The organism is Anaplasmataceae bacterium AB001_6 (genome assembly GCA_020002265.1).
Taxonomy (GTDB): domain Bacteria; phylum Pseudomonadota; class Alphaproteobacteria; order Rickettsiales; family Anaplasmataceae; genus AB001-6.
Genome location: CP048228.1, coordinates 280,088 through 296,665 on the forward strand (window position 1 = coordinate 280,088; position 16,578 = coordinate 296,665).

Genomic DNA, 16,578 nt, shown 5'->3' on the forward strand with positions numbered 1-16,578 from the left:
GTTGATAATTTAGTGCTTAAAGTGTAATATTACAACATAATAAAGTTCTTCTTAAGGTTATTAAATAATGAAAAAGGGCATTCATCCTACTCCTAATCCAGTTGAGTTTCAATTAAGTAATGGGCAGTCTATATATTTAGATATTTACACCCTTGATGGAAAGGGTTTGCGTGAAAAAGATAAGATTGTCAAAATGGCTGTGGATCCCACAAATCACGTTGCTTGGACTGGTGCTGTTGGGAAGGTCGAAGAAACTGATAAAATTTCTCAATTTAGGAAAAAATGGGGAGAGAAGAGCATGTTTGATTTGTTAGATTCTAGTGATGAAAACAAAGAAGGTAGTGAGTGATTTACAGTGCCTGTAATAACCAATTTGTCGATTCTTTTATACAATTCTCTGATGGCTCTAGAGAAGAGTGTTTTGCTTTAGAAGGTTTTACAGAGTCCATAATAGGGGAATTGTGCTTTACTACTGGGATGTCTGGTTATCAACATAGTATTACAGATCCTTCTTTTGCAAATCAGATTCTGGTCTTTTCTACTTCACATATTGGTAATATCGGGATTAATTATCTTGATAATGAATCTAGATTACCCTTCATCAAGTGTGTTGTTTTAGATAATGAACCTTTTACGGGTTTTCATTATCAAAGTTATACTAGTATGGTAAAGTTTTTATCTGAAAAAAAGATTGCTGTTTTAGTTGGAGCAAATACTAGAAGATTAGTTAGGTATATCAGAAGTAACCCTGCTTCCAGTGTTTTTGTTGCTATGGGTGAGAAAGCATATAACACAACTGTTACAGATGCTCAAAAATCGATTATGGATTATGGTAATGTAACAGGTTTTGATATGGCTGCGGAATGTACATCTGATCATGTTGAAACTTATGAATCATACGATAGTAATAGTCAGATTCGTATTGCGGTTATTGATTTTGGCGCTAAGGATGGCATAGTACGTAGTTTACGTGACTTTGCGAATGTTCATGTTTTTCCATCGAAAGAAGGATTATATGAAACTTTACTCGAAGATAAATTTGATGGAATTGTTTTAAGTAATGGCCCAGGAGACCCTTCCAAAACATTTGAAAATCTGCAAGATGATCTTTGTAAAATTATCGATGATGAAAGATGGGTGATATTTGGTATATGTTTAGGGCACCAAATCATCGGTATTAGATATGGTGCAAAGTGTGAAAAGATGTTTGTAGGGCATAGGGGTTCTAACCACCCTGTTGTGTGTTTAAATAGCAATAGATCTTTTATAACCAGTCAAAATCATGGATTTGCTATATTATCAGAAGGATTAGATGATTCCCAAATAGAGATTACGCATTCTTCTTTGATTGATAACAGCATTGAAGGTATACGAAGTAGAGATGGTAGAATATTTTCTGTTCAATATCATCCTGAAGCTAATCCTGGAACATACGATGTACTGTTTTTATTTGAACAATTAAAGGATGAAATTAATAATCGATGATTTTATATGTTATGCAAAATTGGGAATATATGATTGGGAAAAGGTCATACATCGTAAATTATTAGTTCATATTGAAGTTGATACTAGTGATATTATTGACTATGATAATGTAGTCTCTTGTACTAGGAAATTTATTGTAGACAATCATTTTGACTACATTGAAGATTTAGCAAAAGCACTGCTAAAGAATTGTATTGCAACTTGGGGAAGTTCTAATCAGTATCTTATTAAGTTGAATAAGACCCCTATAACTTGTTTTGAAAATGGTGCTATTGTTGAGTGTTGCTCATAGTTTAGCAAGAAACAGATTGTATTGTTCTTTATGTGTGCTGTAGATTGTCCTTATGGGTATATATCGGAAAAATGTTGGGATCGTTTTGTTTAATAAAGATAATTATGTGTTTGTGGGGCAGCGTATAGATCACAAAAATATTTGGCAAATGCCTCAGGGTGGAGTTGAATCTGGAGAGACTCTAGAAGAAGCTGCGTTTCGTGAAATTTCTGAAGAAGTAGGCTTGGAAAGGGATAAAGTTCAATTAATAGCTTGTAGTGATAGATCTTTTCGTTATGAGATACCTAAAGACAGCATTAGCAGAAAGAAGTTTATAGATCGAGATAAATATATTGGTCAAGAACAAAATTGGTTGTTATTTAAATTTTTAGGAAGAGATGAAGATATCAACATAATGCGTGAACCTAGAGAATTTCGTGCTTGGTGTTGGGTGCATCATTTGAAAGTGAATGATATATCAACTGCATTTAAACGTGTTGTTTATGAAGAAGTATTACAAGAATTTAGTGTTTATCTATAATAGATCTGATAACCGTATATTATGAAGATGTTTCAAAAATGTCTGCAAAATGTTCTTTCCACCGTTGAAGTATCTTTTGGAAAATATAATTCTGAATTATTCTACAACTGGAATGATATTGTTGGAGAGTCTTTGTCAAATCTTTGCCAGCCACATAAAATTGTTTTTTCTGACGATGAAAAAGCTGTTTTATATGTTAAATCTCAAGATATTAGTTCAATAAGACTAAGATTAAGTTATATGACCGATGATATGATAAAGATGATTAATAATCATTTTAAATTTTGCTTTATTTCACAGATTAGGATTATTTAGAAAGTGCTTTTAATTACTAGTGAAGGGATCGGAGCAAAATCATTAACTTCCAAGATATTATCTGCGAATATAGGAACTGGAGTATTAAGTTATCCGCTTCTTAAATATCAAACTTTAGACCCTGATTTATCTTATATATTGGATAAAACTATCATTTGCACTAGTCCTAGGATTTTTGAGATATTATTGTCTTCTGAATATGATTTTCTTAATACTAGAATTATTGCTGTAGGTTCTGATTCTTATCACTTTGGTATGGATAATGGTTTTCGAAAAATAGAACATGCTGCTAATGATGTAAATTCTCTTATACAGTTTATTAAGAAAAATGTTGATCATTCATGCGAATTAGTATATTTGCGAGCTGTACATATTTCCAAAAATATTAAAGATGAATTATTGCAATCTGGCTTTTCTAATTTTACAGAAGTGTCTTGTTATCGTATGGATGCAGAGAGTGATTTTTCAGAAGAAGTTCTTTCGTTAATTAAAAAACAATCAATTACAGGGATTGTTATTATGTCTAAGCGCTCAGCTGTGGTTTTGAATTCCTTAATAGATAAATATAAATTAGAGAATCTTATGGAAGATATAAGATATTATGTAATGAGTAGGGGAATTGCATCTGTTTTAGGCAGAAAAAAAGTTTTGATTGCTAAGGAAAAATCTGTTAACTCTTTAAAACAACTCATTACAGAAGGATGAATAGTATTATTCTTAACCTTTTGGATACATAATATCATAATAGTTTGCCATAATTGTTTACTTTTATTGAAGGTGCAATATGTGCTATATTATTCTAATTTTTTAAACTTTGGAGATAGTTCTTTATGAATAAGCTTAAAATAAGTGATGAGAAATTGTTACAGATGTATCATGATATGGTGCTGATTAGGTCATCTGAAGCAAAAATAGCAGATGCTTATCTTCAAGGAAAAATAGGGGGGTTTTGTCATTTATATGATGGTCAAGAAGCTATTGGTATTGCAATAGAGTATTTAAAAGGAGAATTTGATTATCTTATCACAGGTTATAGGTGTCACGGTATGATGATTGCTTGTGGTGCTGATCCATATATAATATTTGCTGAATTATTAGGCAAAAAAGATGGTATTTCAAAGGGGAAGGGTGGTTCCATGCACATGTTTGCTCCTGAGAATAATTTTTATGGTGGGCATGGAATTGTAGGTTCACAAATATCACTTGGAACTGGAATTGCATTTGCTAATAAATACAAAGGAAATGGAGGTGTATGTTTTAGTTGCGTTGGAGATGGTGGTATGAATCAAGGGCAGGTGTATGAATCATTTAATATGGCTGCTATATGGAATTTACCGGTTATATATGTTATTGAAAATAATATGTATGGTATGGGAACAAAGATAAATAGAGTATCTCCAACAGAAGATCTATTTAATAGAGGAGCATCATTTGAAATTCCTGGAATAAAAGTTGATCAGATGGATTTGTTTAATTCTTTAGATGCATTATCAGAAGCTAAAGAACATGCCATGAATAAGGGGCCGATAATAGTTGAATTTAAAACTTATAGGTATAGAGGGCATTCAATGTCTGATCCTGCGAAATATAGATCTAAGGATGAGGTAAAAGAAATGAGAAAAATAGATCCTATGATACTGTTGGAGAATTATTTGCTGGAAAATAAGATCTGTGATGCTGATAAGGTAAAGATCATTAAAAGTGATATTAATAAACAAGTTGCTGAAAGCATGAAGAAAGCAGAAGAAGCACCAGAAGCTTCTGTAGAATCTTTAACTGAGGATGTCTATTGTAATCCTGAAATGGAGATATAAGGTTTCGCTCTACTATAGTTTATACTATTTTCGTATAATGAAATAATTGTTGTGTGTTGTAATTTTGTGATAGTATATTACCATGAAATTATATCGTGAATTTTTATTCGAGTATGATAATGCAACAAGATAGAGAACAAGCTTTGAATTTAGCGCAAAAGCAAATAGAGAAGATGTTTGGAAAAGGTTCTATAATGAGACTAGACCAAGACCCAATAGATATGGAATCTGTTTCAACGGGGTCTCTTTCACTAGATGTGGCTTTGGGTATAGGAGGTTTTCCCTTGGGTAGGATTATCGAAATATTTGGCCCAGAATCTTCAGGTAAAACTACCCTAGCATTACATGCGATTGCAGAAGTTCATAAAAAAGGTGGAACTTGTGCTTTTATAGATGCAGAACATGCATTGGATTCTGTTTATGCTAACAAGCTTGGTGTACAAACTGAGAAATTGATTGTTTCACAGCCTGATACAGGAGAACAAGCACTGGATACAGTAGATATTTTAGTGCGCTCTGGAGCAGTTGATATGATTGTTGTTGATTCAGTAGCTGCATTAACACCTAGAGCAGAAATTGAAGGTGAAATGGGAGATTCTCATATGGGTTTGCAAGCTAGATTGTTAAGTCAGGCTCTGCGAAAAATCACAGGATCTGTTTCTAAATCTAAATGTACTGTGATTTTTATCAATCAAATACGTATGAAAATAGGCGTTATGTTTGGGAATCCAGAAACCACAACAGGTGGAAATGCTCTTAAATTTTATTCTTCGATACGTCTTGATATAAGAAGAATAAGCACTATTAAAGATAAAGATGAAGCAGTAGGAAATCAAGTAAAAGTTAAAGTTGTAAAAAACAAGGTCGCACCTCCATTTAAGCAAGTTGAGTTTGATATAATATTTGGACAAGGTATATCTCGTGAGGGAGAGATATTAGATATTGCAGTTAAACATGATCTGATAAATAAATCCGGGGCTTATTATTCCTTTGGAGATATAAAGCTAGGGCAGGGAAGAGAAAATGTGAAGAAATTTTTATCAGAAAATAAAGATATAGCTTTAGATATTGAACAGAAAGTAAGAAATAAATTGCTTCATAAAGCGGATAATGCCGATACTGTAAGGGCAGATGATAACACTCATAAAGAAGGAGAAATGTTAATTAAAGACGGAATATATTAGGTTATTTGGCTATAATTTATTTTTATCTGTGTAATTAGTATTTTTTTAAACATGTTCTATCTATCATAGGATTTTATTGATTTTACCAGCGTTTGTAACGTATGGTATGAGGATTTTCTCCTATTGCAGGTGGTTTAGTTGTAATGTTGTGGGATAAGGTTAAATTAGTTCCTAAAAAGCAAATATATTTTGGTTTGTTGGGAGCAGTTCTATTTTTTTTCTCGCTGTTTTTTCTTTCTTCTAATAGAACTAATTTAGCTCTTTTATATAAACCTTCAGATGCTACAGAGATTGCAGAGCTGCTTTATGTTCTTAATAAATCTGGTATTAATTATGTTCAGAAAGAAGGAGCAATTTATGTTAATTCTGAGAATTTGCAAACAGCAAGAATTACTCTCGCTGAGGAAGGATTGCCACGTAATGGGAGTACTATAGGATATGAAATTTTCAATAAAAGTGAATTTTTAGGAACATCAAATTTTGCACAGAATGTTAATCTATTGCGTGCTTTGGAAGGGGAATTAAGTAGGACATTATCTTCGTTTGAATCTATTAAAAACGCAAGAGTGCATCTTGTTTTGCCTAAAAAAGAACTGTTTATGCAGTCTAAGCATATTCCATCTGCATCTGTTACTTTACAGCTTTATAAAGATGGAGATTTATCAAAAAAAGAAATAAAGGCGATCAGCCACCTTGTTGCATCAGCAGTGCCAGAACTCGATATAAATAACATAACAATTGTTGGTACTGATGGAAGAAATTATAAGCTTGCTGATGGAGAAGAGGAACATGGTTCTAGTTCCATGTATGAATATAAAATAACCTTGGAGCGCCAAATTAAAGATTCTATCGAAAATTTGGGATTCAAAACTGTTGGATATGGCAAAATAGCTGCGGAAGTTTCTATTGATATAGATATGAAATATCAAATAACAGATTCTGAGATATATGATCCCAATCAGCAAGTTATTCGTTCTAGCCATGTTCTTAATGAAGAGGGTAGCGAAACTAGTGGGAGTTCTGCAAATGTTTCTGTACAAAATAATATTCCTAACCAAAGCCCTACTCAGCAGTCTGGGGGAGATGCTAGCAACAATAGAAAAACAGAGGAAATGTTTAATTATGAAATTTCACGTTCTATTAATAAGATAAGTTATTTTCCAGGGTCTATAAAAAATATATCTATTGGAATATTGGTAGATGGTGAATATGAGGCTGATGCAGACGGCGTTATACAGTATAAACCACGTAGTGATGAATTTATTGAATCCTTTAAGACTTTAGTAGTTTCTGCTGTGGGGATAGATTATGACAGAGGTGATAAATTAGAGATAGTTAATATTAAATTTTCTGAAGATGATATTTTAGAAAGTGGAGAATTAGGTTTCATAAATGATATAGAAGATATATATCCAATAGTTAGTACCGTAGTTTATGGAATAGTAGCAATTTTAGGAATGTTTATATTTTCACGTCCTATTGTGTCAGTGATAAATCAAATTTATGGTGCAAAAAATACGAAAGATGCGAATAATATATTAGTGGATGAAATAGGAAATCAAATTGAAGATGATGCAAATAAGCAAGAGACTTCAAAATTTGAGGAAGATGGTGAAGAAGCAGGGGATTTTTTAAGTGCTCTGGAAGAAAATGAAGATATAGATTTATATGGAATCAATCTGGATAATACTGATAGAAATATGAGTATAATACATGCTTTTATAGCCAAAAGACCAGATACTTTTGTGAATGTTTTAAGATCAATGATTTTTAATGATGAAAAAAATCCCAAATGAAATTAGTAATAAATTTAATTACGAAGGTCTACGTTCTGTAGCTGCTATCGTTATGCAACTTAAGGAAGTGCAAGCGGATAAGGTCATGAATATGCTTGATATAGAGGAAGTACAAGCAATATGCTTTATTATTAGTGAACTTGGTCAAATTTCACAATCTTTTATTGATGTTAGTGCAAAAGAGTTTGTTGTTAGATTAAGGCAATCTACTAGAATTGGAGATATGAAGACAGTTGAAAACCTGATATCTAATTTATCTCCTGAGCGTAAAGAATCTATTTTAAAGGGCATCAATAGAACTATCTGGAAAGATATTGAAAATCTTGATAAAGAGAACCTATTTGAATTTTTAAATAAAGAAAGACCAACTGTTGTCGCATTGATTTTATCACATCTATCAAGCGATTTGGTAGTTGAATTTATAACTAAAATTGAAGAAGAAAGAGCCTTGGATATTGTTTTAGCACTTTCTAATGTTGAAAATATAGATAATGAAATACTAGAGCAAGTAGAAGATAGCCTTAAAGATGGTTTAACAAAAATACAATCTTCATTTAGTAGAAGGGTATTGATTGAATTATTTAATAATTTGAGTGTTAAAAAGGAACAATATCTTACTGGCAGAATTAATGTTATTAACCCTGAATTATCAAATTTTATAAAGAATCACATATTTAAATTTGAGAATTTAGAGGGCTTAAGGGAAAAAGATATGCAAACTCTACTTAATGCTATAAATAAAGAAGATCTAAAATTTGCTATGCAGAAAGCACCTAAAAAGATATTTGATATGATTTTCAAGAATATGTCTGAACGTGCAGCTCGTGTTATTAAAGATGATATTCAAATGTCAGCTGGTAGTGTAACAGAAGAAGAAATATTGACTGCTAGATCTTCTATTGCATCTGTTGCACGTAACCTGATAAAAAATGGGGAAATAAAAATAAGTTAAATATTTGATGTTCGAAAAATTTCTCATATATGATAAAATACGATTTTATCGGGGGGAAATATGCTGTGTCTGGAAAAAAGATATTTGATCGTTATTTACATAAAGCTATAACAAAGAATAAAGCACTTAAGTGTTGGGGTGATTATCATAGGGTAGCCTGTTCTTTGAAAAAATTTGATTATTCAAAACTTTCTCCTGATGAAATAGCTTATGCTAGAAATATGTTTGATATATATTATCAGTATCTTTTAGACGAAATAAACACTCATAAAACTCAGAAGGGGCATTTATATTCACATCTAGTAGCCCTAAAACATGAACATGTCACATATATGAAAGACTTTAATCAAGTTTTTTTAAAATTGATCCAAGATGGACAATTTTGCTTACCAAGTTATCAAGATGAGAATATTTCCTTAAACGAAATAATAATATTACCCGATGATGATATATTGGGTTGGTTGTGAATTTTTTATTATTGCATTTCATTGATATTCTCATTTTATGATATTACAATCTCCAATGATGATTTTATTGGTAAGATTTAATAGAATGTATCGCTCTCTTGATTATATTTTGCCTAATGCTGGAATTAAAGAAAAATTTAAGTTTTGTGAAAAAAATGGATTTGGAATAGCCTTCTTAAAGGTTATGAATAAACAAAATAATTCATCAGGTTTTTTTAATTATATATATAACAAAATTTTTGGCTATAATAGTGATTATGTTGCTTTTGCTGTTATGCCAGATTTACCGCAGAAAAAAGGTTCTCATTTCAATGTATTGAAGGCACTTAAATACAAAAATGAAGATTATCAAGATGATCGATTTTTTGACTTCAATGAGGAATTTCAAGTTTCTATTTCTCTTCCTGAAAGTGTACAAGTAGATGTCTTTGGTGTTCCCTTTATTAACTGCATTGATTCATTAGGTAATGAAGTTTCCGTGTTTTTATAATTTTAAATTTCAAATAAATACAATTTATGTTATAATGTATTTTCATATTTTTTAGGGGGGTAAATATGTTACTTAGTTTAGAAAGACATTTACCAAATGTTTCTCTTCTTGGGAAAGTAGAATATTGTATGAAAAATGGATACGATATCTGCTTTAAAGAAGTTAGGGTAGATACTCATAGAGGTTTTGGGAAGGCATGTGGTATGAGTTTTGATAATATATTTTTGCAAAGTGTGAATTATTTTACAGGTCATAAAGAGGCTTTTGCTGTAATACCAGATAGTAAATGTAATGTATGTAATTCAACAGATAATAAAGTATATAAGGAAATCAAACATGACCATGGTTTTTTTGCAGCTATGGAAGGAGTGCCAGATTATGATATGCGGTATCATAGTATAACTTGTCATCCTGATTTGGTGCACGTTGAGCCTTTTGCACCGTTTAAGGTTTATACTTATATTCCTGACGCTTCTGGTGAAATGACGATAGTATATTTGTAATTCTTGCTATGAATTTTCGTGATGTAGTTGTATTTGATATTGAGACGATACCTGATGTGGAATGTTGTGAATCCTTAACGGGGAAGCAATTTACATCAGATGTTGAAGCTCGGGATTTTATGATACAATATCATCACGAATCAACAGGTAATGACTTTTTAAGACAGCCTTTTCATAAGATAGTTATGCTTAGTATTTTGCATGCAAAAGTCTCAGAAGAAGGGTTTTTGTCTATGAAGAAGATTTCATCGATTGGTCTAGATAATAATACAGAACATGATATCGTAAAACATTTTTTCTCTATTTTTAGACCAGGGAAATTTTTGCCTATTATTGTCAGTTTTAATGGTAAAATTTTCGATCTACCAGTTCTGAAGTATAGAGCTATGAAGCATTTTATACAATTGGGCCATTTTCACTCTGCTGGAGATAAATGGAATTCCTATAATCAGCGATATACCGGTCTTGATTGGCATTGTGATTTATTAGAATTTCTCTCTGATTATAAGGCTTCTGCTCCAGTTAAGATGCTAGAAATTTGTTCATTGTTAAATATCCCTTGTAAAATTGAAGGAGTTGATGGTTCTCAGGTGACTACTCTGTATGATAAAGGTGAATGGGAAAAATTAAAGGATTATTGTGTATCTGATGTTATGAGTACCTATCTAATCTATTTGAGAACATTACATAGCAGAGGTTCAATTTCTTCAGAAGGATATAATCTTTCTATTGAGAGTTTTATGGCCTACCTTAAGAGTAATATTTCTAATGTTCCTAGCTATCAAATATATCTAGAAAATTGGGCTATTTTATGTGATCATACATTTATAATTGATGTATAACGTTTTTCTTTTATTTTGAATGTCAAAAATTAGAATCTTTCACAAATCTTATCTGCAATCTGGGACGGCTTTTTCTCTTAGTAATGAGAATAAACATTATTTACTCCATGTAATGAGACTTAAAGAAGGAGATAATTTCTATGTTTTTAACGGTAGTGGAAAAGAGTGGATAGCTACTTTTGGTATTAGTCAATGTGTTGTTGGATCGATTATTAGATCAGAAGCGCTAAGAAGTGATGATATGAAGGTCATGATTGCAGTTTCTCCTATTAAATGGCGTAATTTTCATACTATGCTCAGGCAATTAACAGAAATAGGAATTGATGTTATTCAGCCAGTTTTTACAGTTCATACGAACGGGAATTATAATTTTAAATATGAAAAAGTCTATGATGTTTTAGTAGAAGCTACAGAACAATCTAATAGGTTATGTGTGCCGGAATTCAAACCATATATTTCCTTTAAAGATTTTATTAACATGTATAAAGATCATACTATTTTGGCATGTGATTGCTATAGTGGGGAAAAAAATTTAGAACAAATTTTTGATGAAGTCAGGGCTCCTATTATTTTTATTGGGCCAGAAGGCGGTTTAACCGAAGATGAATTATCTGTTCCGTGTATTAAAAAGCTCAATTTAAGTTCTAATATATTGCGTTCCGAGACAGCTGCTATTGTCGCCTTATCTTACTATATATTGAATAGAAGAAAACATATCTAGAATAATTTATCTTTTTTCACAGCTAATTAATATCAAATGTATTGTTACTGTGTAACCATTCACTTTATCATAGAATAATTCTTTGTATTTCTGTTTAATCGATTTATATGTACTTTTTTTTATTTTTTTAGCTAGTGGAATATAAACTGAATATCCAAGAGCTTGCAAATCTCTGAATAGATCACTGAATCTTTTATATTTAATTACGAGATATTCGTTTTGTAGTACAATTTTTTGGAACATACTCATCTGCAGTATGGAGCCAATATAAATATTAGATAAATTTTTATGATCATTTTCTGATGCTATATTTTCCTGTTTTACAATGGTTTTTAACTCTTTCAAATTATCTTCACCAAACACTGCTGCGATAAATTGTCCTCCGATCTTTAAGGTGGAGTATATCTCAATGATAGTTCTTTGAATATTTGGAAACATTTCAATTATTATAAAGCTTAAAACTAGATCAAATCGATTTTCAAAGCCCTTGTTTAATTGTAACGTATGCTGTAATAGAGATTTTTCCCCTATTACATCGGTCATCATGCCTTTTGCAAAATCCACATTTATAACTTCTTTATAGCCTAACTTTTCAATATACTCATTAGTGAAATGTTTAAAACATCCAAGTTGCATGATAACAGGATTCGCAATTTTTGATCTACTGCACATAATAGGATAAAAATATTTTAGCAAAAGCATATTATCTTCACTAAAGGCATATTCTGAGAACACTTTTCTGAAGTGCGTAACATCCATTAAATTACTGTTCATGTTTATTAAGAACTCAAGACATAAGAAGTGTATGTTTACTAGATGTACTTAATATCTATTACTTGATAATTTTTAAAGCCTTTGGGAGTGAAAAACTCTATGTAATCTCCTGTTTTTTTACCTATCAATGCTTTCCCTAGAGGCGAAAGAATAGATATAGAGTGGGTTTCTATAGAAGCGCCATATTCACTAACTATCTGATATGTACGTTCTTTGTCAGTTTCGATATCCATAACAGTTACTGTTGCTCCAAATTTTACAGTATCACCAGTTAATTTTGATGGATCGACCGCGCTGGAACTAGAAATTATTTTATTATAGCGCATTAAATTTCTATCTATTATAGCAAGCATTCTGATAGCTTCTTTATATTCACTATTCTCTGATAAATCACCCATAGCTGCCGCATCTTCTTTTTCTTTTAACGCTTTAATTCTTTGTTTGTATAGATCACTTATTGTATCTAGCAACTTCTTTTTTTCTTCACTTGTTATATATGATGTGTTCATAGAATTATTATTGTTACTTACCAAAATTATTCGCTAACCAATCTAACAAAAAATCAAATTAGTGGATTCCTACTAACTAGATAGCAAAGATATAATACTAGTAATTGTTTTTATGTTCAATAACTTTGTATTTCAATTTATATTCACTGCCCAGCATTATAAGTTCAATCTAGTTAATCATTTACTAAGCCTTTGAGATTTTAATTTTGGTTTATATAATGTTCTTGTAGTGTTTTTATTGAATAAGGTTGTATATGTCTAATACCAGTGAAGTGTTTGATGTTATTGTGATAGGAGGAGGTCCAGGTGGATATGTTTGTGCTATACGTAGTGCACAATTGGGATTAAAAACTGCGTGCATAGAGAAGCGTTCTACGCTTGGTGGAGCATGTTTAAATGAAGGATGTATTCCATCAAAATTTCTTCTTAATGAATCACATAGATATTTTGATGCAAAAAATAGCTTTCATAGTAAATCTATCAAAGTTGGGAATGTTGATATCGATGCAAAATTGTTGCACGATGAAAAAGATGCAGTTATTAAGCAGCTTTGTAATGGAATAGATTTTCTTTTTAAAAAAAATAAAGTTACAAGAATCGTTGGAACTGCAAGTATTAAGAATGATTCTTCAGATATTAAAGAAATTATAGTAAATGATCAAGATATAATTCGTGCTAAGAATATAGTTATTGCTACTGGTTCTGAATCAATTGCTATTCCAAATATAGAATTCGATGAAAAACAGATCCTGTCTTCTACTGGTGTATTGGAGTTGGATTATATCCCTAAAAGCTTAGTTATTGTTGGTGGAGGTGTCATAGGCCTAGAGATGGCTTCTGTATGGGTTCGTCTAGGCTCTAAAGTGACAGTATTAGAAGGTTCTGATTCTATTATCCCTGTCTTTGATAACGAAGTAAGTAAAACAATGCAGGGCATTTTATCTAAACAGGGTATAGAGATTAAATTAAACAGCATGTTGAGTTCTGTTGATAAGAAGAAAAATTCTGTGAATATAAAATATAAAGATGCAATTTCAGGTTCTGAGCATGATATAGAAGCAGAAAAATTACTTATTTCTATTGGTAGAAGGCCATATACTAAGGGGTTAAATTTAAATGCTGAGCTATCTAAGGGCGGTCAAATTGCTGTTGATGATATATTCCAAGTGAAAGGTAAAAAAAATATCTATGCAATTGGTGATGTAATAGAAGGTCCTATGCTTGCTCATAAATCTTCTGAAGAGGGAATAGCAGTAGCTGAGATAATATCTGGAAAAAAACCCTATATTGGTTGTATGCCATCTGTTATATATACCAGCCCAGAAGCGGCTTTTGTTGGTCTTACTGAGCAAGAATTAAAGCAAAAAAATATAAAATACTCAGTTGGAAAATTCCCTTTTTCTGCTTGCAGTAGAGCAAAAGTCAATGGTGAAACAAGTGGTTTTGTTAAAGTTATTGTAGCGCCTGGAGATAAAAGAATACTAGGGATACATATATTAGGACAACAAGCGGGAACTATGATTGCCGAAGCTTGTTTAGCTTTAGATTATAAAGCATCAGCAGAAGATATTGCTGTTACTTGTCACTCTCATCCTGACCTTCCAGAAGCGTTAAAAGAAGCTGCTTTGCAAGCATTTGATAAAGCCATACATATGTAATGCTAAGTGGAGAGAAGAGTGACATCTTTTCTCCACTTATAAATTCGCCATATTATATGCATATACCATGGTTATCCAATCTTGTTTAGCTGCATTAGTAGAAGATATCAGTTGCTATTTATCACACTTATTATGTTCGTTCGAAGGCGTTAAAAGTTCCTATCTTTCAAGCTTTTAGCAGAATCATTTTCTCTTTATTTGCGAATTATTATATTATAATTCTAACATTATTTATTTTATTGATATATTGTTAAATAACATATTTTTTTTATTTATTTGTTTCCTTGAAAAGTATAATTTCTGTATTGTTTCTTATTTGCATAGCTAGTCTATTAACTTATTGTTCAAAGCTTTAATACTTGCTAGGCGAAAATCATATTGATCTAATTTTTTTTTGGGGAAAAACAATTATGAAAGTATGTAGGATAGAGAATAACAATCTAAAGTTTGGTTATTTGCACAGCGATGAAGACATAGAAGATATTATCTTTCATAACAATACTGAGACTGCCAAAAATCGCTCTTTATGGAGAGGAGTAATTTTACAAGCTATTCTTGATGCATCCAGTATGGCAAAAAGAACAGAAAACGTTGTTGAAAAAAAAAGAGCTACTGAATGGTTAACTAATATGAATCCAGATTTCATAGAAGTATGCCATATGGCGGGGTATCCACCAGAGTATGTCAGAAAGAAAGCAATAACTTTTTTAGAAAAGAAATAACTTTATTTACACTCTTATGAAACATTTTCACTATTTTATCTTGCATGCTAATTCTCAAAATATTCTTTACCAAGTAAACTATATTGCTATATTATGTAATGTTTATTAACAGAATTTGTATAAATGGTTTCAAATAGCTTTGAGATAAAAAAATTTGCTGAATTGGCAAATGAATGGTGGGATAAAAATGGTAAATTTAAATTATTACATGATTTAAATATTTTGCGTGTTAGCTATATTAATAGCTTAATAAATATTGATAGCTTGGAAGTTCTTGATATAGGTTGTGGTGGAGGAATATTAAGTGAGTCACTGTCTAAGATTAAAGCAAATGTCACCGCAATTGATCCGTGTTATGAGAGTATATGTGTTGCTAAAAAGCATGCTGAAGATAACTCTTTAAATATAAATTATCTTCATTGTGAATTAGAAGATTTCCTTATATCCAATGGTGATAAAAAATATGATCTAATATGCTTGATGGAAGTTGTAGAACACGTTGATCAATTGGAAGATTTTTTAACGCAGTGTGCTAGTTTATTATGTCACGGGGGGATATTAGTGCTTTCAACAATTAATAGAACAATACATTCTTATATTAAAGCTATATTGGTTGCTGAGAGATTTTTGAATTTTGTGCCTAAAGGAACTCATCAATGGAATAAATTTGTTAGACCTTCGGAGATAACTAATGCATTAATTAAATTAAAATTGTTAGATATTACTGGATTAAATTACAATCCATTATTGTTTGAATGGAAATTACAAAAAAATAAAGTTAATACAAATTATTTTATGGCATTCAAAGCAAACTGAAAAAGTGCAATTGATATTATTTTTTTATTATGTTTAGCATCAGATGCACGAATTTACTGCCTAATATTATAACAAGGGATGTAACTATTAGGCCTGTTATACAAATTAGTATTGCTAATATTGCTAACAAACCATCTCTATTGATTAATGCTATAGAATAAATGCTTAAACCTATTGCAGGAATCATATTTGTCATAGGTAAAGGTAGCGCTATAGCTAATGAACATATCAAACATATTATTGCATATAATTTTTCTCCTTTTTTTGAACTAAAAAACATAATACGTGCACGTGAAAAATGTTCTATTTTATGTAAAATCGGTGAAGTTTTTTCAACTAGATAGGCTAATATTGATCGCTTGATTTTTATCTCTGCAATTTTTTTAGGAAGCCAAGGTGCTTGTCTGCCAAATAACATCTGTACTGAAAATAATAGCGTCGGAATAGAAAAAACAGTTGTATATCCTGGAGGAACGGGAAGAGGTACAGTTAAAGGTAAACAAAACAACAGTATCAGAATCGCAAAGCCTTTTGCATGCAAAACTGCTATTATTTCTAACAATGTTATTCTATCATTGTCCTCCTTGACGCTAGTTTCTATTTTATCTTTTCTAATATCTCTTATTTCTTTTAATATTTCTAGTATATTTCTATGCTTTTTCATTTTTCATTACGCAAAATAAGAATCGCACATTCCACTATTAACTCTGTAATAAGA

21 protein-coding genes are annotated in these 16,578 nt (G+C 31.1%); 18 read left to right on the forward strand and 3 right to left on the reverse strand.

Going from position 1 to position 16,578, the window contains the following annotated elements; genetic code table 11:
• Positions 1-67: 67 nt before the first annotated feature.
• The 15 genes from GUI12_01305 (at position 68) to GUI12_01375 (ending at position 11,381) form a co-directional block, all read left to right on the forward strand.
• The gene (locus GUI12_01305; GenBank protein UAT42793.1) at positions 68-349 is read left to right on the forward strand and encodes a hypothetical protein; all 282 of its coding nucleotides are present in this window, start codon (positions 68-70) and stop codon (positions 347-349) included.
• Complete coding sequence (gene carA / locus GUI12_01310) at positions 346-1,485, forward strand: glutamine-hydrolyzing carbamoyl-phosphate synthase small subunit (protein ID UAT42794.1); 1,140 nt, start codon at positions 346-348, stop codon at positions 1,483-1,485. The genes GUI12_01305 and carA overlap by 4 nt, the downstream gene beginning before the upstream one ends.
• Positions 1,466-1,777, forward strand: a complete 312-nt coding sequence (locus GUI12_01315) for a hypothetical protein (GenBank protein UAT42795.1) — start codon at positions 1,466-1,468, stop codon at positions 1,775-1,777. Before carA ends, GUI12_01315 begins: the two co-directional genes overlap by 20 nt.
• 52 nt (positions 1,778-1,829) lie before the next feature.
• Positions 1,830-2,297 (forward strand): RNA pyrophosphohydrolase, encoded by a 468-nt coding sequence (locus tag GUI12_01320; protein UAT42796.1) that lies wholly within the window; start codon positions 1,830-1,832, stop codon positions 2,295-2,297.
• Positions 2,298-2,324: 27 nt separating this feature from the next.
• Positions 2,325-2,612, forward strand: coding sequence for a DUF721 domain-containing protein (locus GUI12_01325; GenBank protein UAT42797.1), 288 nt, complete (start codon positions 2,325-2,327; stop codon positions 2,610-2,612).
• 3 nt (positions 2,613-2,615) lie between these two features.
• The gene (locus tag GUI12_01330) at positions 2,616-3,317 is read left to right on the forward strand and encodes a hypothetical protein (GenBank protein UAT42798.1); all 702 of its coding nucleotides are present in this window, start codon (positions 2,616-2,618) and stop codon (positions 3,315-3,317) included.
• Between the two features lie 125 nt (positions 3,318-3,442).
• Positions 3,443-4,426, forward strand: coding sequence for a pyruvate dehydrogenase (acetyl-transferring) E1 component subunit alpha (gene pdhA, locus GUI12_01335; protein ID UAT42799.1), 984 nt, complete (start codon positions 3,443-3,445; stop codon positions 4,424-4,426).
• A 119-nt stretch (positions 4,427-4,545) separates the two neighbouring features.
• Positions 4,546-5,610: a recombinase RecA gene (gene recA, locus GUI12_01340; GenBank protein UAT43436.1), complete on the forward strand. Its 1,065-nt coding sequence runs from the start codon at positions 4,546-4,548 to the stop codon at positions 5,608-5,610.
• Between the two features lie 143 nt (positions 5,611-5,753).
• Complete coding sequence (gene fliF / locus GUI12_01345) at positions 5,754-7,406, forward strand: flagellar M-ring protein FliF (GenBank protein UAT42800.1); 1,653 nt, start codon at positions 5,754-5,756, stop codon at positions 7,404-7,406.
• Positions 7,387-8,358, forward strand: a complete 972-nt coding sequence (locus GUI12_01350; protein UAT42801.1) for a hypothetical protein — start codon at positions 7,387-7,389, stop codon at positions 8,356-8,358. Before fliF ends, GUI12_01350 begins: the two co-directional genes overlap by 20 nt.
• A 65-nt stretch (positions 8,359-8,423) precedes the next feature.
• Entirely contained in the window at positions 8,424-8,825 is a 402-nt protein-coding gene (locus GUI12_01355; GenBank protein ID UAT42802.1) for a hypothetical protein, read from the forward strand.
• Positions 8,826-8,862: 37 nt separating this feature from the next.
• The gene (locus tag GUI12_01360) at positions 8,863-9,315 is read left to right on the forward strand and encodes a hypothetical protein (GenBank protein ID UAT42803.1); all 453 of its coding nucleotides are present in this window, start codon (positions 8,863-8,865) and stop codon (positions 9,313-9,315) included.
• Positions 9,316-9,380: 65 nt separating this feature from the next.
• Positions 9,381-9,818, forward strand: a complete 438-nt coding sequence (locus GUI12_01365) for a hypothetical protein (GenBank protein ID UAT42804.1) — start codon at positions 9,381-9,383, stop codon at positions 9,816-9,818.
• 8 nt (positions 9,819-9,826) lie between these two features.
• On the forward strand, positions 9,827-10,660 hold the full coding sequence (locus GUI12_01370) for a 3'-5' exonuclease (GenBank protein UAT42805.1): 834 nt from the start codon (positions 9,827-9,829) through the stop codon (positions 10,658-10,660).
• A gap of 19 nt (positions 10,661-10,679) precedes the next feature.
• The gene (locus GUI12_01375) at positions 10,680-11,381 is read left to right on the forward strand and encodes a 16S rRNA (uracil(1498)-N(3))-methyltransferase (protein UAT42806.1); all 702 of its coding nucleotides are present in this window, start codon (positions 10,680-10,682) and stop codon (positions 11,379-11,381) included.
• 6 nt (positions 11,382-11,387) lie between these two features.
• On the opposite strand, the gene GUI12_01380 is transcribed toward GUI12_01375, so the two are convergent.
• On the reverse strand, positions 11,388-12,155 hold the full coding sequence (locus GUI12_01380; GenBank protein ID UAT42807.1) for a methyltransferase domain-containing protein: 768 nt from the start codon (positions 12,153-12,155) through the stop codon (positions 11,388-11,390).
• Positions 12,156-12,193: 38 nt separating this feature from the next.
• Positions 12,194-12,688, reverse strand: a complete 495-nt coding sequence (locus GUI12_01385) for a transcription elongation factor GreA (protein UAT42808.1) — start codon at positions 12,686-12,688, stop codon at positions 12,194-12,196.
• A gap of 230 nt (positions 12,689-12,918) precedes the next feature.
• On the opposite strand from GUI12_01385, the gene lpdA reads away from it, so the two are divergent.
• The 3 genes from lpdA (at position 12,919) to ubiG (ending at position 15,860) form a co-directional block, all read left to right on the forward strand.
• Positions 12,919-14,322, forward strand: coding sequence for a dihydrolipoyl dehydrogenase (gene lpdA, locus GUI12_01390; GenBank protein UAT42809.1), 1,404 nt, complete (start codon positions 12,919-12,921; stop codon positions 14,320-14,322).
• A gap of 473 nt (positions 14,323-14,795) precedes the next feature.
• Positions 14,796-15,044, forward strand: a complete 249-nt coding sequence (locus tag GUI12_01395) for a hypothetical protein (GenBank protein ID UAT43437.1) — start codon at positions 14,796-14,798, stop codon at positions 15,042-15,044.
• Positions 15,045-15,167: 123 nt separating this feature from the next.
• Entirely contained in the window at positions 15,168-15,860 is a 693-nt protein-coding gene (gene ubiG, locus GUI12_01400) for a bifunctional 2-polyprenyl-6-hydroxyphenol methylase/3-demethylubiquinol 3-O-methyltransferase UbiG (protein UAT42810.1), read from the forward strand.
• A 16-nt stretch (positions 15,861-15,876) separates the two neighbouring features.
• On the opposite strand, the gene GUI12_01405 is transcribed toward ubiG, so the two are convergent.
• Entirely contained in the window at positions 15,877-16,524 is a 648-nt protein-coding gene (locus GUI12_01405) for an exopolysaccharide biosynthesis protein (GenBank protein ID UAT42811.1), read from the reverse strand.
• Positions 16,525-16,578 lie beyond the last annotated feature (54 nt).